At 74.2% G+C, this 23482-nt stretch carries 20 protein-coding genes; 17 read left to right on the forward strand and 3 right to left on the reverse strand.

What is annotated here, in order from left to right; genetic code table 11:
* Positions 1–3 precede the first annotated feature (3 nt).
* Positions 4–1200, reverse strand: a complete 1197-nt coding sequence (dapC, locus tag EDC57_RS07010) for a succinyldiaminopimelate transaminase (protein WP_123401178.1) — start codon at positions 1198–1200, stop codon at positions 4–6.
* A gap of 22 nt (positions 1201–1222) precedes the next feature.
* Here dapC and EDC57_RS07015 point away from each other — a divergent pair, with 22 nt between their 5' ends.
* Entirely contained in the window at positions 1223–2101 is an 879-nt protein-coding gene (locus EDC57_RS07015) for a DMT family transporter (RefSeq protein WP_123401179.1), read from the forward strand.
* Between the two features lie 12 nt (positions 2102–2113).
* Here the strand turns inward: EDC57_RS07015 and glnD are convergent, their stop codons facing one another.
* Together glnD and map are read right to left on the reverse strand one after the other, a co-directional pair.
* Positions 2114–4843 (reverse strand): [protein-PII] uridylyltransferase, encoded by a 2730-nt coding sequence (gene glnD, locus EDC57_RS07020; RefSeq protein WP_245995168.1) that lies wholly within the window; start codon positions 4841–4843, stop codon positions 2114–2116.
* Between the two features lie 5 nt (positions 4844–4848).
* The gene (gene map / locus EDC57_RS07025) at positions 4849–5616 is read right to left on the reverse strand and encodes a type I methionyl aminopeptidase (protein WP_123401833.1); all 768 of its coding nucleotides are present in this window, start codon (positions 5614–5616) and stop codon (positions 4849–4851) included.
* Positions 5617–5815: 199 nt separating this feature from the next.
* Here map and rpsB point away from each other — a divergent pair, with 199 nt between their 5' ends.
* The 16 genes from rpsB (at position 5816) to dnaE (ending at position 23475) form a co-directional block, all read left to right on the forward strand.
* Positions 5816–6619 carry a 30S ribosomal protein S2 gene (gene rpsB, locus EDC57_RS07030; protein ID WP_123401181.1) on the forward strand — a complete coding sequence of 268 codons (804 nt, stop codon included), beginning with the start codon at positions 5816–5818 and terminating at the stop codon, positions 6617–6619.
* Between the two features lie 30 nt (positions 6620–6649).
* Positions 6650–7522, forward strand: a complete 873-nt coding sequence (gene tsf, locus EDC57_RS07035; protein WP_123401182.1) for a translation elongation factor Ts — start codon at positions 6650–6652, stop codon at positions 7520–7522.
* Between the two features lie 4 nt (positions 7523–7526).
* Positions 7527–8270, forward strand: a complete 744-nt coding sequence (gene pyrH, locus EDC57_RS07040; RefSeq protein WP_123401183.1) for a UMP kinase — start codon at positions 7527–7529, stop codon at positions 8268–8270.
* 10 nt (positions 8271–8280) lie between these two features.
* Positions 8281–8838, forward strand: coding sequence for a ribosome recycling factor (frr, locus tag EDC57_RS07045; RefSeq protein WP_123401184.1), 558 nt, complete (start codon positions 8281–8283; stop codon positions 8836–8838).
* 19 nt (positions 8839–8857) lie between these two features.
* Positions 8858–9607 carry a polyprenyl diphosphate synthase gene (uppS, locus tag EDC57_RS07050; RefSeq protein ID WP_123401185.1) on the forward strand — a complete coding sequence of 250 codons (750 nt, stop codon included), beginning with the start codon at positions 8858–8860 and terminating at the stop codon, positions 9605–9607.
* A gap of 53 nt (positions 9608–9660) precedes the next feature.
* The gene (locus EDC57_RS07055; RefSeq protein WP_123401186.1) at positions 9661–10461 is read left to right on the forward strand and encodes a phosphatidate cytidylyltransferase; all 801 of its coding nucleotides are present in this window, start codon (positions 9661–9663) and stop codon (positions 10459–10461) included.
* The gene (ispC, locus tag EDC57_RS07060; protein ID WP_123401187.1) at positions 10458–11630 is read left to right on the forward strand and encodes a 1-deoxy-D-xylulose-5-phosphate reductoisomerase; all 1173 of its coding nucleotides are present in this window, start codon (positions 10458–10460) and stop codon (positions 11628–11630) included. The genes EDC57_RS07055 and ispC overlap by 4 nt, the downstream gene beginning before the upstream one ends.
* Positions 11631–11633: 3 nt before the next feature.
* Positions 11634–12986 (forward strand): RIP metalloprotease RseP, encoded by a 1353-nt coding sequence (rseP, locus tag EDC57_RS07065; protein WP_123401188.1) that lies wholly within the window; start codon positions 11634–11636, stop codon positions 12984–12986.
* A gap of 79 nt (positions 12987–13065) precedes the next feature.
* Positions 13066–15369: an outer membrane protein assembly factor BamA gene (bamA, locus tag EDC57_RS07070; protein ID WP_245995169.1), complete on the forward strand. Its 2304-nt coding sequence runs from the start codon at positions 13066–13068 to the stop codon at positions 15367–15369.
* Between the two features lie 64 nt (positions 15370–15433).
* The gene (locus EDC57_RS07075; RefSeq protein WP_123401190.1) at positions 15434–15964 is read left to right on the forward strand and encodes an OmpH/Skp family outer membrane protein; all 531 of its coding nucleotides are present in this window, start codon (positions 15434–15436) and stop codon (positions 15962–15964) included.
* Between the two features lie 3 nt (positions 15965–15967).
* Positions 15968–16996 carry a UDP-3-O-(3-hydroxymyristoyl)glucosamine N-acyltransferase gene (gene lpxD / locus EDC57_RS07080; protein WP_123401191.1) on the forward strand — a complete coding sequence of 343 codons (1029 nt, stop codon included), beginning with the start codon at positions 15968–15970 and terminating at the stop codon, positions 16994–16996.
* A 38-nt stretch (positions 16997–17034) separates the two neighbouring features.
* Positions 17035–17481, forward strand: coding sequence for a 3-hydroxyacyl-ACP dehydratase FabZ (gene fabZ / locus EDC57_RS07085; RefSeq protein WP_211331920.1), 447 nt, complete (start codon positions 17035–17037; stop codon positions 17479–17481).
* A complete protein-coding gene (gene lpxA, locus EDC57_RS07090; RefSeq protein ID WP_123401192.1) occupies positions 17478–18248 on the forward strand; it encodes an acyl-ACP--UDP-N-acetylglucosamine O-acyltransferase in 771 nt (256 codons plus the stop codon). The genes fabZ and lpxA overlap by 4 nt, the downstream gene beginning before the upstream one ends.
* 9 nt (positions 18249–18257) lie before the next feature.
* On the forward strand, positions 18258–19406 hold the full coding sequence (gene lpxB / locus EDC57_RS07095; protein WP_123401193.1) for a lipid-A-disaccharide synthase: 1149 nt from the start codon (positions 18258–18260) through the stop codon (positions 19404–19406).
* The gene (gene rnhB, locus EDC57_RS07100; protein WP_123401194.1) at positions 19403–19987 is read left to right on the forward strand and encodes a ribonuclease HII; all 585 of its coding nucleotides are present in this window, start codon (positions 19403–19405) and stop codon (positions 19985–19987) included. Before lpxB ends, rnhB begins: the two co-directional genes overlap by 4 nt.
* Entirely contained in the window at positions 19984–23475 is a 3492-nt protein-coding gene (dnaE, locus tag EDC57_RS07105; RefSeq protein ID WP_123401195.1) for a DNA polymerase III subunit alpha, read from the forward strand. The genes rnhB and dnaE overlap by 4 nt, the downstream gene beginning before the upstream one ends.
* Positions 23476–23482 lie beyond the last annotated feature (7 nt).

A 23482-nucleotide genomic window follows, 5' to 3' on the forward strand; every position in this document is an offset into this window, starting at 1 on the left:
GTGCTAGCGTCCTTCGGCGAGGCACGCGCGGATGCGGCGCGCGGCCTCGAGGCATGCCTCGCGCGTGCCCACGAGGGCGATGCGCACGCGGCCGGCGCCCGGGTTGCCGGCGGCCGTCTCGCGCGAGAGGTAGCGGCCGGGCAGGAGCCGAACATTGTATCGGGCGTAGAGCCGGCGCACGAAGGCCTCGTCGTCGCCCACCCGCGGCCAGAGGTAGAAGCCGGCGGGGGGGCGCTCGAGGGGCAGCACCGGCGCGAGCTCGGCGAGCACGGCGTCGAACTTGGCCCGGTAGGCGGCGCGGTTTGCGGCCACGTGCGCCTCGTCGCCCCAGGCGGCGAGGCTCGCCGCCTGCACCGGCGGCGGCATCGCGCAGCCGTGGTAGGTGCGGTAGCGCAGGAAGCGGGCGAGGATCTCGGCATCTCCCGCGACGAAGCCCGAGCGCAGCCCCGGCAGGTTGGAGCGCTTGGACAGGCTGTGGAAGACGACGCAGCGGCGGAAGGCCTCGTTGCCCGCCGCGTGGGCGGCCTGGAGGAGGCCCGGCGGGGGGCGGTCCTCGTCGAGGTAGATCTCGGAGTAGCACTCGTCGGCCGCGATGACGAAGTCGTGCCGCTCGGCGAGCTCCAGCGCCCGGTGCAGGTAGGCGGCATCGGCCACCGCGCCCGCGGGGTTGGCGGGCGAGCAGAGGTAGAGGAGCTGGCAGCGCCGCCACACCGGCTCCGGCACGGCGTCGAGGTCCGGCAGGTGGCCGCTGGCCTCGGTGGCGTCCAGGTAGTAGGGCTCGGCGCCGGCGAGAAGTGCCGCCCCCTCGTAGATCTGGTAAAAGGGGTTCGGCATCGCCACCAGGGGGCGGGCGGTGCGGTCCACCACGGCCTGGGCGAAGGCGAAGAGGGCCTCCCGGGTGCCGTTGACGGGGAGCACGTGGGTCTCGGGGTCCACGGCACCCGCCGGCAGGCCGAAGCGACGCTCGAGCCAGGCGGCGATGGCCTGCCGCAGCGGCGCCTCGCCGCGGGTCGCCGGGTAGCGGCCGAGGCCCTCGAGGGCGGCACCGAGCGCCTCGAGGACGAAGGGGGGCGGCGGGTGGCGCGGCTCGCCGATGGCCAGATCCAAGGGCGGCAGCCCGGCCGGCGGCGCGCAGCCGGCGAGCAGCGCCCGCAGCCGCTCGAAGGGGTAGGGGTGGAGGCGGTCGAGATCGGGATTCACCGGGGCTTCCGTGGAGGCCGGGATGGGGGAGTATAAACCGGCGCGGGCGCCCGGCGAGGGGGCCGCGGTGGCGGCGCTGCTGCTCGGCGCCACCCTCTGGGGGGTGCTCTGGTACCCGCTGCGCCTGCTGGAGGCGCGGGGGGTCGCGGGGCTGTGGTCGACGCTGCTCATCTACGCCGCGGCGCTGGCGATCCTCGCCGCCCCGGCGGTGCGCGCCCTGCGCAGGGGCGCGGGCGGGCGCTGGGGGCTGCTCATGGCGCTCGCCGCCGGCTGGACCAACGTCGCCTTCGTCCTCGCCGTGCTGGAGGGCACGGTGATGCGGGTGCTCCTCCTCTTCTATCTCTCGCCGGTGTGGGCGGTGGTGCTGGCGCGGCTGCTGCTGGGCGAGCCGGTGACCCGGGGGGCGCTCGCGGTGCTCGCCCTCGCCATGGCCGGGGCCGGGGCCATGCTGTGGTCGCCCGAGCTCGGCATGCCCTGGCCCGCGGGGCGGGCGGACTGGCTGGCCCTGACCTCGGGGATGGCCTTCGCCGTCACCAACGTCGCCGTGCGCCGGCTCCAGGCGATGCCGCTGGCGGCCAAGACGGCCCTCTCCTGGGTGGGGGTGCTGGCGGTGGCGGCGGCGATGCTTGCCGTCGAGGGCGCCCCCGCCCCGGCCGACCCCGTCGGCATCGCCGGCGCCCTCGCCGTGGGGGCGCTGCTGATGACGGTGATGACCCTCTCGGTCCAGTACGGGGTGACGCGCCTGCCGGTGGGCCGCTCGGCGGTGATCCTGCTCTTCGAGCTGGTGGCGGGGGCGGTCTCGTCCTACCTCCTCGCCGGCGAGGCGCTGCGGCCCGCGGAGTGGGCGGGCGGGGGCCTCATCGTCGCCGCCGCCGTGGCGGCCGCGCGCCGCGGCGGCTGAGCCGCGGCGGGTTCAGCCGCTCTCCAGGTAGCGCAGGAGGGCCTCGCGCACGCAGGCCTGCCGCTCGGGCGCATCCAGCGGACGCCCCTCGCGGTCGGTGACGTAGAAGAAGTCCTCGGCGCGCTCGCCCACCGTGGCCACCTTGGCGTTGCGCAGCCGCACCCCGCAGTCGGCGAAGGCGCGCCCGACCCGCGAGAGCAGGCCCGGGCGGTCGGCGCAGACGAGCCCCACCACGGTGCGCCCGTTGCGCTCGTCTTGGGAGAACTCCACCACCGTGGGCACGCGGAAGTGGCGCAGCTGCCGTGAGGCCCGCCGCGGGGTGAGGGGGATCGGCCGCGGCGGCGAGCGCAGGGCCTCGAGCAGCGCCATCCGGACCTCCTCCTCGCGCCCCGCCTCGGCCACCGGCCCGCCGTCGTCCTCCAGCACCAGATAGACGTCCACGGTGTGGCCGTCGAGGGTGGGGATGATGCGCGCGTCGGCGACGTTGAGCCCCAGGCGGTCCAGCATCGAGGTGGTGAGCGCGAAGACGTGCTCCTCGTCGCGGCAGTAGACGAGGACGGCGGTGCCGGCGTGGCCGCGGTGGCGGCGCAGCGCGACCACGGGCGGCGTGCCGGCGTGGATCACGGTCTCGGTGTGCCAGGCCACCTCGTCGGGTGCGGTGCGCAGGAAGTACTCCTCCGGGAGGGTGCGCCAGAGGGCTTCGACGGCCTCGGCGGGCAGGCCGCGCAGGCGCAGCTGGGCCCGCGCCAGCGCGCGCACGCCGCGCACCCGCTCGGCGCGGTCCACCGGGTTTTCGAGGCCGCGGCGCAGGGCACGCCGGGCCAGCGCGTAGAGCTCGTGGAAGAGGGCGTCCTTCCAGGAGTTCCAGATCGCCGGGTTGGTGGCGCGCACGTCGGCGACGGTGAGGAGGTAGAGATAGTCGAGGCGGGTCTGGTCGCCCACCCGGCGGGCGAACTCGTTGACCACCTCGGGGTCGCCGATGTCGCGCCGCTGGGCGGTGGTGGACAGCAGCAGGTGGTGGCGCACGAGCCAGGTCACCAGCTCGGTGTCGTAGGCGCTCAGCAGGTGCTCGCGGCAGAAGCGCTCCGCCTCCTCCGCCCCGATCTCGCTGTGGTCGCCGCCGCGCCCCTTGCCGATGTCGTGGAACAGCGCCGCCAGGTAGAGCAGCTCCAGCTTCGGGATGCGCTCGATGATCTCGCTGCAGTGGGGGAACTCGTGGCGGTGCTCGGGCACGGTGAAGCGGCGCAGGTTGCGCAGCACGAACAGCGTGTGCTCGTCCACGGTGTAGACGTGGAAGAGGTCGTACTGCATCTGGCCGACGATGCGGCCGAAGGCGGGGATGTAGGCGGCGAGCACGCCGTAGCGGTTCATCCGCCGCAGCACCTTGGTGATGCCCTGGGGCTGGCGCAGGATCTCCATGAAGAGCGCCCGGTTGCGCAGATCGCGGCGGAAGGCGCCGTCGATGAGGTGGCGGTGGGCGCGGATGAGGCGGATGGTGGTGGCGCGCACGCCCTTGAGCTCGGGGTGCTGCGCGAGCAGGAGGAAGATCTCCAGCAGGGCGAAGGGATAGCGGCGGAAGATCTCCTCCGAGACCGCCTCGATGTAGCCGTGGCGGGCCTGGAAGCGGCGGTTGAGGGGCACGGGCTCGCCCGGCTCGTCGGCGTGCAGGATGCGCTCGGAGAAGAGCTGCAGGAGCATCTCGGTCAGCCGCTGCAGCTCCATCACCGTGCGGTAGTAGCGCTTCATGAACTTCTCCACCGCCAGGCGCTGGTCGTCGTCGCGGAAGCCGAAGGCGCGGGCGAGCGCCTGCTGGTGGTCGAGAAGGAGCCGGTCCTCGCGGCGGCCGGCGTGGAGGTGGAGGGCGAAGCGCACGTCCCACAGGAAGCCCTGGGCGGCGACGAGGTCGTGGTGCTCGTCCTCGGTGAGAAAGCCCCGCGCCACGAGGTCGTGGAGGTCGCGGGCGCGGAAGTGCCGCTTGGCCACCCAGGCCACGGTCTGCAGATCGCGCAGGCCGCCCGGGCCCTCCTTGACGTTGGGTTCGAGGTTGTAGGCGGTGTCGTGGAACTTGGCGTGGCGGGCCTGCTGCTCGGCGAGCTTGGCCTCGAAGAAGGCGCGGCTGGGCCACATCCGGTCCGGCCCCACGGCCTCGGCCATGCGCTCGAACAGCGGCCGCGGCCCGGCCAGCAGCCGCGCCTCCATGAGGCTGGTGGCCACCGTGATGTCGGCGCGGGCGAGCTCGGCGCAGGCCTCCACCGTGCGCACGCTCTGGCCCACCTCCAGGCCGATGTCCCAGAGGAAGGCGAGGAAGGACTCGATGACGCCCCGCTGGCAGGGGTCGGGCTCGGCCTCGAGGAGGATCAGGAGGTCGATGTCGGAGTGCGGGTGGAGCTCGCCGCGGCCGTAGCCGCCCACCGCCACCAGGGCCATGGTGGCACCGGCCTCGGCCGCCACGAGCCGATCCCAGGCGCGGCGCAGCAGCTGGTCGATGAGGCGCGCCCGCTCCCCCACCAGCATCGCCGCGGGCACCCCGCTGCGGAAGCGCTCGGCGAGGGCGTCGGTCCCCTCGGCGAGGGCGCGCCGGAAGGCCTCGAGGGGATCGGCGCCGGCGGCGAGGGCCTGGTCGAGGGCGGCGGGGTCCAGGAGCGGGCCGGCGGGCCGCGGCGGGCCGCTGCGGGTGCGCACGGGGCCGGGGTCCCGCACCACCCGCCGGCTGCGCATCCCCGGCGGCGGAGTGGCGTCCATGGCGGTCAGGTGCCGTGGCGCGGGCTCAGCGTGAGCACCTCGTGGCCGTCCTCGGTCACGAGCACCGTGTGCTCCCACTGGGCCGAGAGGCTGCGGTCCTTGGTGACCACGGTCCAGCCGTCGCCGAGCACCTTCACGTGCCGCCGCCCGGCGTTGACCATGGGTTCGATGGTGAAGGTCATGCCCGGGGCGAGCACGAGCCCGGTGCCCGGGGCGCCGTAGTGCAGCACCTGCGGCTCCTCGTGGAAGCGCCGCCCGATGCCGTGGCCGCAGTACTCGCGCACCACCGAGTAGCCGTGGCGCTCGGCGTGGCGCTGGATGGCGTGGCCGATGTCGCCGAGGCGGGCGCCGGGGCGCACCAGGGAGATGCCGATCTCGAGGCACTCGCGGGCGACGCGCACGAGGCGGCGGGCGAGCACCGACGGCTCGCCCACGAAGAACATGCGGCTGGTGTCGCCGTGGTAGCCGTCCTTGATGACGGTGACGTCGATGTTGACGATGTCGCCGTCGCGCAGCTTCCGCGGGCCCGGGATGCCGTGGCAGACGACGTGGTTGACCGAGGTGCAGATGGATTTGGGGAAGCCGTGGTAGTTGAGGGGGGCGGGGACGGCGCCCTGGACCTCCACGATGTAGTCGTGGCAGATGCGGTCGAGCTGCTCGGTGGTGACCCCCGGGCGGACGTGCTCCTCGATCATGTCGAGGACCTCCGCGGCGAGCCGCCCGGCCACGCGCATCTTCTCGATCTCCTCCGGGGTCTTGATGATCACGGACATGAGCACGGCTCGCCTCGCCTCCCGCCCCCGCCTTGGTGGGGGTCGCCGATTGTGGTATAAAGCGCCCGCCCAAAGACGCGGCCCGGCCGCGAAATCCGCACATGCGCCGTCACATGCGGCAGGGTGCCCGCCCGCGAGGGCGGGTTTCCGTATGGGGCGCATGGAGGCTCAACCCTGACGAGGAAGGAGGCTTCCCGATATGCCGAGCGTTTCGATGCGCCAGATGCTCGAGGCGGGCGTCCACTTCGGGCATCAGACCCGCTACTGGAACCCGAAGATGGAACCATACATCTTCGGGGCCCGCAACCGGATCCACATCATCAACCTCGAGAAGACCCTGCCCCTGTTCGAGGAGGCGATGGGCTTCATCAGCCGCATCGCCGCCGACCGCGGCACCGTCCTCTTCGTGGGCACCAAGCGCGCCGCCCAGGACATCGTCCGGGAGCAGGCCGAGCGCTGCGGCATGCCCTATGTCAACTACCGCTGGCTCGGCGGCATGCTCACCAACTACCGCACCATCCGCCGCTCCATCCAGCGCCTCAAGGAGCTGGAGGCGATGGAGCAGGAGGGCGGCTTCGAGCGCTTCAGCAAGAAGGAGGTGCTGCGGCTGCGCCGCGAGATGGCCAAGCTCGAGCGCGCCCTCGGGGGCATCAAGGACATGGACGGGCTGCCCGACGCCCTGTTCGTGATCGACGTCGGCCACGAGGACATCGCCGTCAAGGAGGCCAACAAGCTGCGCATCCCGGTGGTGGGGGTGGTGGACACCAACAACTCGCCCGAGGGGGTCGACTACCCGATCCCGGGCAACGACGACGCCATGCGGGCGATCCGTCTCTACTGTTCGGCGGCCGCCGACGCCGTGCTCGAGGGGCGCCTCAGCCGGGCCGAGGCCACCGGGGGCGAGGACGAGTTCGTGCCGGTGGACGAGGTGCCGGAGGCCGCCGCGGTGGTGGCGGACGGGGACACGCCGGCGGGTGGGGATCAGGGCGCCGCGGCCGAGTGAGGCCGCGCCCGTGACGGGAGAGCGAGACCGATGCAGATCACAGCCGCACTGGTGAAGGAGCTTCGCGAGCGCACCGGCGCCGGGATGATGGAGTGCAAGAAGGCGCTGGTGGAGACCGGCGGGGACATCGAGGCCGCCATCGAGCTGATGCGCAAGAGCGGCCAGGCCAAGGCCGACAAGAAGGCCGGGCGGGTGGCCGCGGAGGGCATCATCGCCGTCGCCCGCGACGGCGGCGCCGTGGCGCTGGTGGAGGTCAACAGCGAGACCGACTTCGTGGCCAAGGACGAGCACTTCGTGCGCTTCGCCGAGGCCGTGGCGCAGGCGGCGCTGGAGAAGGCGCCCGCGGATCTCGAGGCGCTCCTGGCCCTGCCCCTGGACGGGGGCAGCGTCGAGGAGGCCCGCCGCGAGCTGGTGGCCAAGGTGGGGGAGAACATCCAGGTGCGCCGCTTCGCCCGCATCGACAGCGACGGCGTGCTCGGCGTCTACCGCCACGGCACCCGCATCGGGGTCGTGGTGGAGCTCGCCGGCGGCGACGAGACGCTGGCGCGGGATCTCGCCATGCACGTGGCCGCCAGCCGTCCGCAGTGGGTGCGCGACGAGGAGGTGCCGGAGGCCGTGCTGGCCAAGGAGCGCGAGATCTATGCCGCCCAGGCCGCCGACAGCGGCAAGCCGGCGCACATCGTCGAGAAGATGGTGGAGGGGCGGCTGCGCAAGTGGCTGGCGGAGGTCACCCTGCTCGGCCAGCCCTTCGTCAAGGATCCCGACCAGACGGTGGGCGAGCTGGTGCGCAAGGCCGGTGCCGAGGTCCGCCGCTTCGTCCGCCTGGAGGTGGGCGAGGGGATCGAGAAGAGGCAGGAGGACTTCGCGGCCGAGGTCATGGCCCAGGCCCGCGGCCAGGGCTGAGGCCGTGGCGGGGTCCGAGCCCGGCGGGCCCGCCCCGCGGCGGGTCCTGCTCAAGCTGAGCGGCGAGGCTCTCGCGGGCGGGGGCGGGGTCGGCATCGACCCGGCCGAGCTCTCCCGCCTCGCGGGGGAGATCGCGGCGGTGGCCCGCCTGGGGGCCCAGGTGGGGGTGGTGGTCGGCGGCGGCAACCTCCTGCGGGGGGCGGGGCTGGAGGCCGCCGGTCTCGCGGCGGCGGGGGTCGACCGCGTCACGGGCGACCACATGGGCATGCTCGCCACGGTGATGAACGCCCTCGCCATGCGCGCGGCGCTGCGCCGCCACGGCGTCGAGGGGCGGGTGCTGTCGGCCCTCCAGGTGGAGCACCTGACCGAACCCGCCAGCCCCGACCGCGCCCTGCGGCACCTCGCCAAGGGCCGGGTGGTCTTCTTCGCCGCCGGCACCGGCAACCCGTTCTTCACCACGGACTCGGCGGCGGCGCTGCGGGCGATCGAGATCTCGGCCGGGCTGCTGCTGAAGGCGACCAAGGTCGATGGGGTATACTCCGACGATCCCGTGCGCAACCCGCAGGCGCGCCGCTACGAGCGGCTCGGCTTCGACGAGGCCCTCGAGCGGCGCCTCGGGGTCATGGACCTCACCGCCATGGAGCTGTGCCGGCAGCACGGGATGCCGGTGCGCGTCTTCGACGTGACCGTGCCCGGGAATCTGGAGCGGGTGATGCGGGGCGAGCCGCTGGGGACCCTGGTGGAGTAGGGGGCGAGCGATGATCGAGGACATCCGGAAGGACGCGCAGTCGCGCATGAAGAAGAGCGTCGAGGCCCTGAGGCAGGAGCTTGCGAAGCTGCGCACCGGGCGCGCCCACACCAGCCTCCTCGACCACATCCGGGTGACCTACTACGGCACCGAGGTGCCCATCAACCAGGTGGCCAACGTCGCGGTGGAGGACGCCCGCACCCTCACCGTGACGCCGTGGGAGCGCAACATGGTGCCGGTGGTGGAGAAGGCCATCCGCGAGTCCGACCTCGGGCTCAACCCGGCCACCGCGGGCAACGTCATCCGCGTGCCGCTGCCGCCGCTGACCGAGGAGCGGCGCAAGGAGCTGGTGCGTGTCGTGCGCCAAGAGGCCGAGCAGGCGCGGGTGGCGATCCGCAACATCCGCCGCGACGCCAACCACCATCTCAAGGAGCTGGTCAAGGAGAAGGAGATCTCGCAGGACGAGGAGCGGCGCGCCGAGGAGGAGATCCAGAAGCTCACCGACCGCTTCATCGCCCAGGTGGACGAGATCCTCGAGGCCAAGGAGAAGGAGCTCCTCAGCGTCTGAGGGCCGGGGAGGCATCGCCATGGGGGCCGGCGCGCGGCTGCCGCGACACATCGCCATCGTCATGGACGGCAACGGCCGCTGGGCGCAGCGCCGGGGGCTGCCGCGCACGGCGGGCCACCGCGCCGGTGTCGAGGCCGTGCGCCGCACGGTGGAGGGCTGCCGCCGCCGCGGCATCGCGGTGCTGACCCTCTTCGCCTTCTCCAGCGAGAACTGGCGGCGCCCGCGCGCCGAGGTGCGGGTGCTGATGGACCTCTTCACGCAGACCCTCGGCAGCGAGGTGGCGCGGCTGCACGAGCACGGGATCCGCGTCCGCTTCGTCGGCGAGCGGCGCGACTTCGGCCCCGCCCTGCACCGGCGCATGGCCGAGGCGGAGGAGCTGACGCGGGACAACCGGGCCATGGACCTGGTGCTGGCGGTGGGCTACGGTGGGCGCTGGGACATCGCCCAGGCGGCGCGGCGCATCGCCGCCGAGGCCGCCGACGGGCGGCTCGATCCGTCCGCGGTGGACGAGGAGGCGGTGGCGGGGCGGCTGTCGCTGGCCGGGCTGCCGGACCCGGATCTCTTCATCCGCACCGGGGGGGAGCGCCGGATCAGCAACTTCCTCCTCTGGCACCTGGCCTACACCGAGCTCCACTTCACGGACACCCTCTGGCCCGACTTCGACGAGGGCGACCTCGAGGCGGCCCTCGCCGACTACGCCGGCAGGCAGCGGCGCTTCGGGCGCACCGGCGAGCAGGCCGAGGCGCTGGAGAAGGCGCAGGGTGCCTAGCGGGGCGCCGGGGGCGGGGGGCTGAGGCGGCCTCGGCCGCCGCACCCGGGGCCATGCTGCGACGCCTGCTGACCGCCGCCGTCCTGCTCCCACTGACGGTCGCCGCCATCCTGGGGCTGCCCACGGTCTGGCTCGCGCTGCCCTTCGTCCTCGTGACCGCGGGTGCGGGCTGGGAGTGGGCGCGCCTGACGGGGCTCGCCGGGGCCGCCGCGGCGGCCTACGCGGCGGCGGTGGCGGCGGGGGTGGCGGCGCTGCTCGTCGCCGGCGAGGGGGCGGTGCGGCTCGTGGCCTGGCTCGCCCTGGCATGGTGGCTTGCGGCGGCGGTGCTCGTGGTGCGCTATCCGGGGCCGGGGCGGATGCGCCGGGCGGTGTGGGGCTGGCGCGCGGCCGGTCTGCTGGTGCTGGTGCCGGCCTGCGCCGCGGCCCTCGCCGTGCACGGCCGCCCCGGCGGTGCGGGGTTGCTGCTCTACCTCCTCGTGGTGGTGTGGGCGGCGGACAGCGGGGCCTATCTCGTCGGCCGGCGCTGGGGTCGGCACCGCCTCATCCCGCGGGTGAGCCCGGGCAAGACCTGGGAGGGGCTCGCGGGGGGGGTGCTGGCGGCGATGGCGGCGGCGCTCGCGGCCGCCGCCGCGGGGCTTGGCGGCGGTCCGTCCTGGTTTGCCCTCACCCTCGCCGTCGCCCTATCCTCGGTGGTCGGCGATCTGCTCGAGAGTCTCGTCAAGCGGGAGCGCGGCGTGAAGGACAGCGGCGGACTGCTGCCCGGACACGGCGGGCTGTTGGACCGGATCGACAGCATCACGGCGGCGGCGCCGGTCTATCTCGTGGGGCTCGGCGCGGCGGGGGGCGGGGCGTGATCGGGCTCGCCGTGCTGGGGGCCACGGGCTCCATCGGGCGCAGTACCCTGGACGTGGCCGCGCGCCATCCCGACCGCTTCCGCGTCGTCGCCCTGGCCGGCGCGCGCGACGTCGAGGGGATGCGGGCGCTGTGCGGGCGCTTCCGCCCGGCGGTGGTGGCCATGGCCGAGCCCGCCGCGGCGCGCCGCCTGGCGCAGGGCCTGCGCGAGGAGGGCCTGGGGATCGAGGTCCTCGCCGGCGCCGAGGGCGTCGAGGCGGTGGCGGCGCTGCCCGAGGCCGCCTTCGTCATGGCGGCCATCGTCGGTGCGGCGGGGCTGCGCCCGGCGCTCGCGGCGGCGCGCGCGGGCAAGCGCGTGCTGCTGGCGAACAAGGAGTCGCTGGTGATGGCCGGCGCCCTGTTCATGGAGGCGGTGCGCGAGGGGGGGGCGGAGCTCGTCCCCATCGACAGCGAGCACAACGCCGTCTTCCAGTGCCTGCCGCCGGGCAGCCGGCCGGGGCAGGCCCCGGCCGGCGTGCGGCGGATCATCCTCACCGCCTCCGGCGGGCCGTTCCGCGACGCGCCGCTGGAGCGGCTGGCGGCGGTCACGCCCGAGGAGGCCTGCGCCCATCCCAACTGGTCCATGGGGCGCAAGATCTCGGTGGACTCGGCGACCATGATGAACAAGGGCCTGGAAGTGATGGAGGCCTGCTGGCTCTTCGGGCTGCCGGCGGAGCGCGTGGAGGTGGTGCTGCACCCGCAGAGCATCGTCCACTCCCTGGTGGAGTACGTGGACGGCTCGGTGCTGGCGCAGCTCGGCAATCCGGACATGCGCACGCCCATCGCCCAGGCCCTGGGCTGGCCGGAGCGGATCGAGGCGGGCGTCGAGGCGTTGGATCTGGTGCGCGCCGGCCGGCTCGACTTCCGCGCCCCCGACCCTGGGCGCTATCCCTGCCTGGGCCTCGCCTACGCGGCCCAGCGCGCGGGGGGGACGGCGCCGGCGATCCTCAACGCCGCCAACGAGGTGGCGGTGGCGGCCTTCCTCGGCGGGCGGCTGCCCTTTACGGCCATCGCCGAGGTGATCGAGGACACCCTGGCGGCAGTGCCGGCGGGGCCGGCCGACAGCCTCGAGGCGGTGCTCGAGGCCGACCGCCGGGCACGAGAGCACGCCGCGCGGCGGGCGGCGGCCTGAGCCATGGGCGGGATCCTCTTCACGCTGGCCTCCTTCACGGTCGCCCTCGCGATCCTCATCGCCGTGCACGAGTTCGGCCATTTCTGGGTCGCACGCAGGCTCGGGGTGCGGGTCCTGCGCTTCTCCATCGGCTTCGGCCGCCCGCTGTGGCGGCGGCAGGGCGCCGACGGCACCGAGTACGTGGTGGCGGTTCTGCCCCTCGGCGGCTACGTCAAGATGCTCGACGAGCACGAGGGGCCGGTGCCGCCGGCCGAGCGCCACCGCGCCTTCAACAACCAGCCCCTGTGGCGGCGCAGCGCCATCGTCCTCGCCGGGCCCGTCTTCAATCTGCTCTTCGCCCTCGTCGCCTACTGGGTCATCCACATGGCGGGGGTGACGGGGCTGCGGCCGGTGCTGGGGCCGGTGCCGGAGGGCACGCCGGCGGCGCAGGCGGGGCTGGCCGAGGGCGACGAGATCGTCGCCGTGGGGGGGCGGCGGACCCCGACCTGGGACGCGGCCATGCTGGCGCTGCTGGATCGCGCCCTCGCGGGTGAGGCGGTGCGGCTCAGGGTGCGGCGGGCCGGCGGCGGCGAGACGGCGCTGGAGCTGGCGCTGCCGGGGCTCGCGGGGGCGGCCGAGGGGGAGCTCGATCCCGCCACCCTGGGCCTCGTGCCGTGGCAGCCGCGGATGGCGCCGGTGATCGACCGCGTGGTCCCGGGCGGGGCGGCCGAGGCCGCGGGGCTCGAGCCCGGCGACGAGGTGCTGGCCGCCGACGGCGTCCCCATGCCCACCTGGCAGGCCTGGGTGGACTACGTGCGCGCCCGGCCCGGGCAGCCGATCCGCGTCCGGGTGCGCCGGGGCGAGGCGGTGGTGGAGCTGGAGGTGACGCCGGAGGCGGGGGAGGACGGCGTCGGGCGCATCGGGGCCTATGTGCGCATCCCGGAGGGCGTCTTCGAGGCCATGCGGGTGGAGGTGCGCTACGGCCCCGTGGCGGCGGCGCGGGAGGCGGCGGCCAAGACCGGCCGCATGATCGGGCTCATGGTGCGGCTGCTCGGGCGGATGGCGCTGGGACAGGCCTCGGTGGAGAACCTCAGCGGCCCCATCAGCATCGCCCAGTACGCGGGCCAGTCGGCGGCGGTGGGGCTGGTGCCCTTCCTGTCCTTCCTCGCCGTGGTGAGCATCAGTCTGGGTATAATCAACCTCGCGCCGATCCCGCTGCTCGACGGGGGGCATCTCCTCTACTACCTCATCGAGGCGGTCAAGGGCAGCCCGCTCTCGGAGCAGGCGCAGATGCTCGGGCAGCGCGTGGGGATCGCCGTGCTGCTGGCCCTTATGGGGCTGGCGTTCTACAACGATCTCGCCAGGCTCCTCGGCTGAAGGGCCGCTGCCGGGGGCGTGCCGCCCGGCGGGGCCGTGCTGCGGCCGGGAGGAGGGTCAGGGGGCGCCGATGCAGGGTATGCGGGGGGGGAGCATCCGCCGGTCGCTCGGCTGGCTCGCCGCGGTGGTGCTGCTCGTTGCGAGTGCGGCGGCCGGCGCCTTCGAGCCCTTCCGCGTCGAGGCCATCCGCGTCGAGGGCAACGTCCGCATCACCGAGGGCACGGTCTTCAGCTACCTCCCCGTGCAGGTGGGGGACCGCCTCGACGAGGAGGCGGCCGCGGGTGCAATCCGCGCCCTCTTCCGCACGGGCTTCTTCGAGGACGTGCGCCTCGAGCGCGACGGTGCGACCCTGGTCGTGGTGGTGCGGGAACGCCCGGCCATCGGCGCGGTGGAGATCGAGGGCAACCGGGCGATCCCCACCGACGAGCTGAAGAAGTCGCTGAAGGATCTGGGGCTCGCCGAGGGCCGGGTGTTCGACCGCTCGCTGCTCGAGCGCATCCGGCGCGAGCTGGAGCGGCAGTACCTCAGCCAGGGCAAGTACGCGGCGCGGATCGAGACCGAGGTCGAGCCGCTGGAGCGCAACCGCGTCGCGGTGCGGCTCAGGATCCGCGAGGGCGAGGCGGCGCGCATCCGGGCCATCCGCATCCTCGGCAACCGGGCGTTCACGGACGAGGCGCTCCTGGACCGCTTCCAGCTCGGCCCCAAGGGGCCCTTCGCGTGGTTCTCCAAGCGCGACCAGTACTCGCGCCAGCGCCTCGCCGGCGATCTCGAGACCTTGCGCGCCTACTACATGGACCGGGGCTACGTGGAGTTCGCCGTGGACTCCACCGTGGTCACCCTGACCCCGGACCGGGGCTCGGTCTTCATCACCATCCGCGTCCGCGAGGGCGGACGCTACCGGGTCGGCCGCGTACGGGTGGTGGGCGAGACGGTGGTGCCGCGCGAGGAGCTCGAGGCCCTGCTCACGGTGGCCCAGGGCGAGGTCTTCTCCCAACGCGCGGTGACGGAGAGCGCCGACGCCATCGCCGAGCGGCTGGGGGTCGAGGGGTTCGCCTTCGCCAATGTCAACCCCGTGCCGGAGCTGCACCGCGAGGCCGGCACCGTGGACCTGACCTTCTTCGTCGACCCGGGCAAGCGCGTCTACGTGCGCCGGGTGGAGATCTCCGGCAACACCCTCACCCGCGACGCCGTCATCCGGCGCGAGCTGCGCCAGCCCGAGGGGGCGCCGCTGTCGACGGAGGCGGTGCGGCTGTCGCGCACGCGCCTGCAGCGCCTCGGCTTCTTCGAGGAGGTCAACGTCGAGACGCCGCGCGTGCCCGGCTCGCCCGACCTCGTGGACGTGCGCCTGACGGTGAAGGAGCGCCCCACCGGCAACCTCATCGCCAGCGTCGGCTACTCCGACACCCAGGGGGTGATCTTCTCGGGCAGCGTCTCCGAGGACAACCTCTTCGGGCGCGGCACGCGCCTGAAGCTGCAGATCGACAACAGCAGCTCCAACCGCATCTACAGCCTGGCCTACGACAACCCCTACTACACCCTGGACGGCGTCAGCCGCGGCTTCAGCCTCAACTCGCGGCGCACCGACGCCGCCGAGGCCAACGTCTCCGACTACAGCACCGACGTCGACGGCGCGGAGATCCACTGGGGGGTCCCGGTGACCGAGGAGGACCGCCTCCGGTTCGGCATCGGCGCCGAGGCGACGCGGCTGCACACCTTCTCCACCAGCCCCCAGGAGATCCTCGACTTCGCCGCCGCCACGGGCTCGTCCTTCACCACCTACCGGCTGGAGCTGGCCTGGACCCACGACAGCCGCGACCGGGCCTTCTTCGCCACCACGGGACTCTACCAGCGGGTGGGGCTGGAGCTGGCGGTGCCGGGCAGCGATCTCACCTTCTACAAGCTCGCCTACGACCTGCGCTGGTACCGTCCGCTGACGCGGCAGCTGACCTTCGTGGGCAAGCTGGGGGTCGCCTTCGGCGACGGCTACGGGGACACCGCCTCGCTGCCGTTCTTCGAGCACTTCTTCGCCGGCGGCGTGCGCTCCGTGCGGGGCTTCGACGGCAACTCCCTCGGCCCGCGCGACAGCACCGGCGACCCCTTCGGCGGCAACCTGCGCGTAGTGACCAACCTCGAGCTGGTGCTGCCCCTGCCGGGGATGGCGGACAACGACGCCGTGCGCGTGGCGGGCTTCGTCGATGTGGGCAACGTCTTCGACACCGACGGCGCCGGCTTCGACCCCGACGCGCTGCGCGCCTCGGCCGGTGTGGCCCTGAACTGGTTCTCGCCCATCGGTCCGCTGATCTTCAGCTGGGCGACGCCGCTGCGCTCCGAGCCCGGGGACGAGACGCAGAGCTTCCAGTTCTCCCTCGGCTTCGCCTTCTGAGGAGCGGGGGCGCGTGCTAAGCTGTGCGCCGGCCTGGCATCGGGCGAGGAGAGAAGGGGTCACGATGAGCCGCCGTTTCCTTGGCGTGGCGGCGTGGGTCCTGGCGGCGTTGCTCGCCGCGGGGGGCGCCGGCGCCGCCGAGCTTCGCATCGGATACGTCAACCCGGCCAAGGTGCTGGAGGCGGCGCCGCAGCGCGCCGCCGCCGAGGCCCGGCTCGAGGAGGAGTTCTCGCCGCGCCAGCGCGAGCTGGTGGCGAAGCAGAAGGAGCTGCGGGGGCTGGAGGAGCGCCTGGCGCGCGACGGGGCGATCATGAGCGAGGCCGAGCGCGGCCGCCTCGAGCAGGAGATCCGCAGCCGCCAGCGCGAGCTCAAGCGCGAGGGCGACGAGTTCCGCGAGGACCTCAACATCCGCCGCAACGAGGAGCTCGCCAAGCTGCAGCGGCTGGTGGCCGAGACCATCCGCCGTCTCGCCGCCGAGGGCGGCTACGACCTCGTCCTCACCGACGGGGTCCTCTACGCCAGCGAGCGCGTCGATCTCACCGCCCGCGTCATCGAGGCGCTCAAGGCCCGGCAGCGGCCCGACGCCGGGCGCTAGCCCGTGGCGGGGCGGACCCTCGGCGAGCTGGCGGCGCACGTCGGGGCCGAGCTTCGCGGCGACCCGGGGCGGCGCGTGGAGGCCGCCGCGCCGCTGGACCGGGCGGGTCCGCGGGACCTGGCCTTCCTGGGCCACCCGCGCTTCCGCCGCCACCTGGCGGCGACCCGGGCCGCGGCGGTGATCCTCGCCCCCGAGCACGCCGGCGACTGCCCGGTGGCGGCGCTGCTCACCGCCAACCCCTACCTCGCCTGGGCGCGGGCGCTGGCGCTGCTGCATCCGGAGCCGCCGCCGCGGCCCGGCGTGCACCCGCGGGCGGTGGTGGCCGAGGGGGCGCGCCTCGGTGCCGGCGTCTCCGTGGGGCCGTGTGCGGTGGTGGAGGCGGGGGCGGAGCTCGGCGACGGCGTGGTGGTGGGCCCCGGCTGCGTGGTGGGGCGCGAGGCGCGCATCGGTCCCGGCAGCCGCCTGGTCGCCAACGTCACCCTCGGGCCGGGGGTGATCCTCGGGGCGCGGGTGCTGGTCCATCCGGGGGCGGTGATCGGCGCCGACGGCTTCGGTTTCGCCCGGGACGGCGAGCGCTGGGTGCGCATCCCGCAGCTCGGCACGGTGCGCATCGGCGACGACGTGGAGATCGGCGCCAACACCACCATCGACCGCGGCGCCCTCGAGGACACGGTGATCGAGGAGGGGTGCAAGCTGGACAACCAGATCCAGGTGGCGCACAACTGCCACATCGGCGCCCACACCGCCATCGCCGGCTGCGTCGGCATCGCGGGCAGCACCCGCATCGGGCGGCGCTGCCGCATCGGCGGCGGGGTCGGCATCACCGGCCACCTGGAGATCGCCGACGACGTCCAGATCACCGCCATGTCCATGGTCACGGGGAGCATCCGCGAGCCCGGGGTCTACTCCTCGGGCACGCCGCTCGAGGCCAACCCGCGCTGGCGGCGCAACGCCGCCCGTTTCACCCGCCTCGACGAGCTGGCGCGGCGCGTGCAGGCGCTGGAGCGGGCGCTGGGCGGGCGCCGGCGCTAGGGCGAGGTTCGTTTCCGCTCGGCAACGGGGAGAGCATCGTGGAGACCGGATTCGGCATCGAGGAGATCCAGCGGCTGCTGCCGCACCGCTACCCCTTCCTGCTCATCGACCGGGTGCTCGAGTGCGTGCCCGGCGAGCGCATCCTGGCCCTGAAGAACGTCACCGTGAACGAGCCGTTCTTCCCCGGCCACTTCCCCGGCCGGCCGGTGATGCCGGGGGTCATGATGGTGGAGGCCATGGCCCAGGCCACGGCCCTGCTCGCCTTCCGCACGCGCCCGCAGGCGGTGGGCTCGATCTTCTACTTCGTGGGCATGGACAAGGTGCGCTTCCGCCGGCCGGTGGGCCCGGGCGACCAGGTGCGCATCGAGGCGCGCATCCTGCGTGCGGTGCGCGGGATCTGGCGCTTCGCGGTGGAGGCGCGGGTGGGCGAGGAGGTGGTGGCCGAGGGCGAGCTCATGGCCACGGCGGAGACGGAGCGCGCATGATCGACCCGCGCGCGGTGGTGGATCCGGCGGCGCGGCTCGCCGCGGACGTGGAAGTGGGCCCGTTCGCGGTGATCGGGCCGGAGGTGGAGATCGGCGCCGGCTGCGTGATCGGGCCCCACGCGGTGATCGAGGGGCCGACCCGGATCGGGCGGCGCAACCGCATCCACGCCTTCGCCGCCCTCGGGGGCGCCCCCCAGGACAAGGGCTACGGCGGCGAGGAGACGCGCCTCGAGATCGGCGACGACAACGTCATCCGCGAGTACGTCACCATCCATCGCGGCACCGCCGCCGGCGGCGGCGTCACCCGCATCGGCAGCGGCAACTTCATCATGGCCTACGCCCACATCGCCCACGACTGCCAGGTGGGCGACGGCACCGTCTTCGCCAACGGCGCCTCCCTCGCCGGCCACGTCGTGGTGGAGGACCACGTGGTCTTCGGCGGCTTCGCCCTCGTCCACCAGTTCTGCCGCATCGGGCGCCACGCCTTTCTCGCCATGGGCTGCGGCGTAGCCAAGGACGTCCCGCCCTTCGTGCGCGTGGCCGGCAATCCGGCGCGCCCCTACGGGCTCAACACCCCGGGCCTGCGGCGGCGCGGCTTCGCCCCCGCGACCCTGGAGGGCCTGCGCCGCGCCTACAAGGTCCTCTACAAGGAGGGGCTGACGCTGGCGCAGGCCCAGGCGCGGCTTCAGGCCATGGCCGCCGAGCTGCCGGAGGCGGGGGTGATGGCCGCCTTCATCGCCGGCGCGCGGCGCAGCATCGTGCGCTGACGGCGCCCGATGCGGATCGGCATCGTCGCCGGCGAGGCCTCCGGGGACCTGCTCGCGGCAGGCCTGATGCGGGCCCTGGCCGAGCGCCTGCCCGGGGTGCGCTTCGAGGGGGTGGCCGGCCCCCTGATGCGGGAGGCGGGCTGCGAGGCCCTCGCCGACGCCGAGGAGCTGGGGCTGATCGGTCTCGCCGAGGTGGTGCGCCACCTGCCGCGGCTGCTGCGGCTGCGCCGGCGGCTCGCCCGGCACTTCCTCGCCCGGCCGCCGGCGCTCTTCATCGGGGTCGATGCCCCGGACTTCAACCTCGGCCTGGAGGCCCGCCTGCGCGCCGCGGGGATCCCCACCGTGCACTACGTCAGTCCCACGGTGTGGGCCTGGCGGCGGGGACGGGTGCGCAGGATCGCCGCCGCGGTGGATCTCATGCTCACCCTCTTCCCCTTCGAGGCCCGCTTCTACGAGGCCCACGGGGTGTCGGTGCGCTTCGTCGGCCACCCCCTCGCCGACCGCGTGCCGCTGGTGCCCGACCGCCTCGCCGCCCGCCGCCGGCTGGGGCTCGCCGCCGAGGGGGAGCTGGTGGCGCTGCTGCCGGGTTCGCGCCCGAGCGAGGTGCGAAGCCTCGCCGGACCCTTCCTGGATGCGCTACGCTGGTGCGCGGCGCGCCGGCCGGGGCTTCGCGCCGCGGTGCCGCTGGCGAGCGCGGCCACCCGCGCCCTTTTCGAGGAGGCGCGGCGGCTGCGCGGGGCGGGGCTGGCGTTGACCCTGGTGGAGGGGCGGTCGCGGGAGGTGATGGAGGCGGCGGACGTGGTCCTCACGGCCTCGGGGACGGCGACCCTGGAGGCGCTGCTCCTCAAGCGGCCGATGGTGGTCGCCTACCGGCTCTCGCGCGCAAGCTACTGGCTCGTGCGCCGGCTCATGGAGGTGCCGCACTTCTCGCTCCCCAACCTCCTCGCCGGGCGGGCGCTGGTGCCGGAGCTGGCCCAGGAGGCGGTGACGGGGGAGCGGCTGGGGCGCGCGCTCCTGGCCTATCTGGAGGACCCCGAGGCCGGGGCGCGCCTGCAGGAGACCTTCGCCGAGATCCACTACGCCCTGCGCTGCGGCGCCGACGAGCGGGCCGCGGAGGCGGTGGCGTCGCTGCTGGCCGCCCGGGGGGCGCCGTCGTGACCGCCGCGGTGGAGCGCGTCGCCGGGGTGGACGAGGCCGGCCGCGGGCCGCTGGCCGGTCCGGTGGTGGCGGCGGCGGTGATCCTCGATCCGGCCCGTCCGGTGGACGGGCTCGCCGACTCCAAGACCCTCGCGGCGCGGCGGCGCGAGGCGCTGGCGGCGCGGATCCGCGAGCGCGCGCTGGCGTGGGCGGTGGCCGAGGCGGGGGTGGAGGAGATCGAGCGGCTCAACATCCTCGGCGCCACGCTGCTCGCCATGCGCCGGGCGGTGGAGGCGCTGGCGGTGGCGCCTGAGGCGGTCCTCGTGGACGGCGACCGCTGTCCGCCGCTGGCGGTGCCGGCGCGGGCGGTGGTGCGGGGCGATCGCACCGTGGCGGCCATCGCCGCGGCCTCGATCCTCGCCAAGGTGGCCCGTGACGCGCACATGCAGGAGCTGGAGCGGTGCTACCCCGGCTACGGCTTCGCCCGCCACAAGGGCTATCCCACCCGCGAGCATCTGGAGGCCCTGGCGCGCCTCGGCCCGTGCCCGCAGCACCGGCGCGGCTTCGCGCCCGTGGCGCGGCTCCTGGGGGCAGGACGGTGAAGGCGCCGGCGACCTTCGTGCACCTGCGCGTGCACAGCGAGTACTCGCTGGTGGACGGCATCGTGCGCATCCCGCAGCTGGTGGCGCGGGCGGCGGAGCTGGGGATGCCGGCGGTGGCGGTCACCGACCAGTGCAACCTCTTCGCGATGGTGAAGTTCTACCGCGCGGCGCTGGCGCGGGGGGTCAAGCCGGTGGTGGGCGTGGACGCCTGGCTCGCCGACCCCGCGGGGGAGCCCGGGCGGGTGGTGCTGCTGTGCCAGGACGGCGCCGGCTACCGCAATCTGACGCGGCTGGTCTCGCGCAGCTACATCGAGGGTCAGCACGGCGGGCGGCCGGTGCTGGAGCCGGCCTGGCTGGAGGAGGCCTCGGGCGGGCTCATCGCGCTCTCGGGAGGGGCCGAGGGGGTGCTCGGGCGCGCCCTGCTGCAGGAGCGCGCCGACGAGGCGGAGCGCTGGCTCGGGTTCTTCGGTCGCTGCTTCCCGGGGCGGTTCTACCTCGAGGTGCACCGGCTCGGGCGCCCCCACGACGAGGCGCACCTCCACGCCGCGGTGGGCTTCGCGGCCGCGCACGGGCTGCCGGTGGTGGCCACCAACGACGTGCGCTTCCTGCTGCGCGAGGACTTCGAGGCCCACGAGGCGCGGGTCTGCATCCACGAGGGGCGGACGCTGGACGATCCCGCGCGGCCGCGCCGCTACACCGAGGCGCAGTACCTGCGCGGGCCGCAGGAGATGGCCGAGCTCTTCGCCGACCTGCCCGAGGCCCTGGCCAACGCGGTGGAGATCGCGCGCCGCTGCAACCTGGAGCTGACCCTCGGCCGTTCGGTGCTGCCCGACTTCCCACTGCCGCCGGGGGAGGACGCGCCGGGCTTCCTCGCCCGGCAGGCCCGCGAGGGGCTGGCGCGGCGGCTCGCCGCCCACGGGCCGGCGCCGGGCCACGACGAGGCGGCGTACCGGGAACGGCTCGAGCGCGAGCTCGAGGTCATCACCGGCATGGGCTTTGCCGGCTACTTCCTGATCGTCGCCGACTTCATCCGCTGGGCGCGCGAGCACGGGGTCCCGGTGGGCCCGGGGCGCGGCTCCGGAGCGGGCTCCCTGGTGGCCTACGCCCTCGGGATCACCAATTTGGATCCAATACGTTACGACCTGCTCTTCGAGCGTTTTCTCAATCCGGAGCGGGTCTCGATGCCGGACTTCGACATCGACTTCTGCATGGAGCGGCGCGACCGCGTCATCGAGTACGTGGCCGAGCGCTACGGGCGCGACCGCGTCTCCCAGATCATCACCTACGGCAGCATGGCGGCGCGCGCGGTGGTGCGCGACGTCGGCCGCGTCCTCGGCCATCCCTACGGCTTCGTGGACAAGCTGGCGAAGCTGATCCCCTTCGAGGTGGGGATGACGCTGGAGAAGGCCCTCGCCGAGAGCGAGGAGCTGCGTGCCCGCTACGAGCAGGAGGAGGAGGTCCGCGCCATCCTCGACCTCGCCCGCGCCCTGGAGGGGCTCGCGCGCAACCCGGGCAAGCATGCCGGCGGCGTGGTCATCGCCCCCGCGCCGCTCACGGACTTCACCCCGCTCTACTGCGAGCCGGGCGGCGAGGGCCTGGTGACGCAGTTCGACAAGGACGACGTGGAGGCGGTGGGGCTGGTCAAGTTCGATTTCCTGGGGCTGCGCACCCTGACCATCATCGACTGGGCGCTGCGCACCATCAACGCCGAGCGCGCCGGCCGCGGCGAGCCGCCGCTGGACATCGACGCCATCCCCCTCGACGACCCCGCCACCTACGACCTGCTCAAGCGCTGCCAGACCACGGCCGTCTTCCAGCTGGAGTCGCGGGGCATGAAGGACCTCATCCGCAGGCTCCAGCCCGACTGCTTCGAGGACATCGTGGCCCTGGTGGCGCTGTTCCGCCCGGGGCCGCTGCAGTCGGGCATGGTGGACGACTTCATCAACCGCAAGCACGGGCGCGCCCGGGTGGAGTACCCGCACCCGGACCTCGAGCCCATCCTCCGGCCCACCTACGGCGTCATCCTCTACCAGGAACAGGTGATGCAGATCGCCCAGGTGCTGGCGGGCTACACCCTGGGCGGGGCCGACCTGCTGCGCCGGGCCATGGGCAAGAAGAAGCCCGAGGAGATGGCGAAGCAGCGCGAGATCTTCCTGCGCGGGGCGCGGGAGCGGGGGGTGGAGGAGGGGCTGGCGAACCACATCTTCGACCTCATGGAGAAGTTCGCCGGCTACGGCTTCAACAAGTCGCACTCGGCCGCCTACGCCCTCGTCTCCTACCAGACCGCCTGGCTCAAGGCCCATCATCCGGCGGCCTTCATGGCCGCGGTGCTCTCCTCCGACATGGACAACACCGACAAGGTGGTGGAGTTCATCGAGGAGGCGCGCCAGCTCGGGATCGAGGTCCTGCCGCCCGACATCAACCAGTCGGACTACGCCTTCACGGTGTGCGGCGAGGCGGCGATCCGCTACGGGCTCGGCGCGGTGAAGGGGGTGGGGCGCTCGGCCCTCGACGCCGTGCTGGGCGAGCGCGAGGCCGCCGGGCCCTTCCGGGATCTCGCCGAGTTCTGCCGCCGGGTGGACCTGCGGCGGGTCAACCGCCGCGTCATCGAGGCCCTGATCCGCGCCGGGGCGATGGACGCCCTGGGGCCCAACCGCGCCACCCTCATGGCGCAGCTGCCGCACGCGCTGGCGGCGGCCGAGCAGCACTCGGCGATGCAGGCGGCGGGCCAGCACGACCTCTTCGGCCTCGGCGGCGGCGAGGTGAGCGCGCCGGCGGCGCCCGTGCTCGCGGCGGTGGAGCCGGAGTGGGACGAGGAGACGCGCCTGACCGGCGAGAAGGAGACCCTCGGGCTCTATCTCACGGGGCATCCCATCGAGCGTTTCCTGCCCGAGCTCGGGCAGTTCACGAGCGGGCGCATCGGCCAGTTCGCCGGCGAGGCGGAGGGGCGGGGCGAGCAGAAGGTGGTGCTCGCCGGGCTCGTGGTGGGGCTACGCACCAAGGCCAGCCAGCGCGGCGGGCGCATGGCCTTCGTCCTCCTCGACGACCGCTCCGGGCGGATCGAGGCCACCCTCTTCCCGGAGGTCTACGAGCCGGCGCGGGAGCTGGTGGTGCGCGACCGGGTGCTGGTGGTGGAGGGCAGCCTCGGGGTCGACGACTACACCGGGCGGATGCGGCTGGTGGCGGAGCGGGTCATGGACATGGCGGCGGCGCGCGCCGCCTACGCCCGCGCGGTGGAGATCGAGGCCGGGCCCGGGCTCGAGCCCGCCGCCCTGGCGGCGGTGCTGGAGGCCTTCCGCGGCGGCGGCTGCCGCGTGCGGGTGCGCTACCGCAACCGCCGCGCCGAGGCCGCCCTCGTCCTCGGCGAGGCCTGGCGGGTGCGCCCGGAGGAGGCGCTGCTTGCGCGGCTGCGCGCCCTGGCGGGCTGCGCCGGCTGCACCGTGCGCTACGCCGCCGGCCGTGACAACGCCGCGGCGAGGGCGGGATAATGCCCGT

This window comes from Inmirania thermothiophila, from assembly GCF_003751635.1.
Classification (GTDB): Bacteria; Pseudomonadota; Gammaproteobacteria; order DSM-100275; family DSM-100275; genus Inmirania; species Inmirania thermothiophila.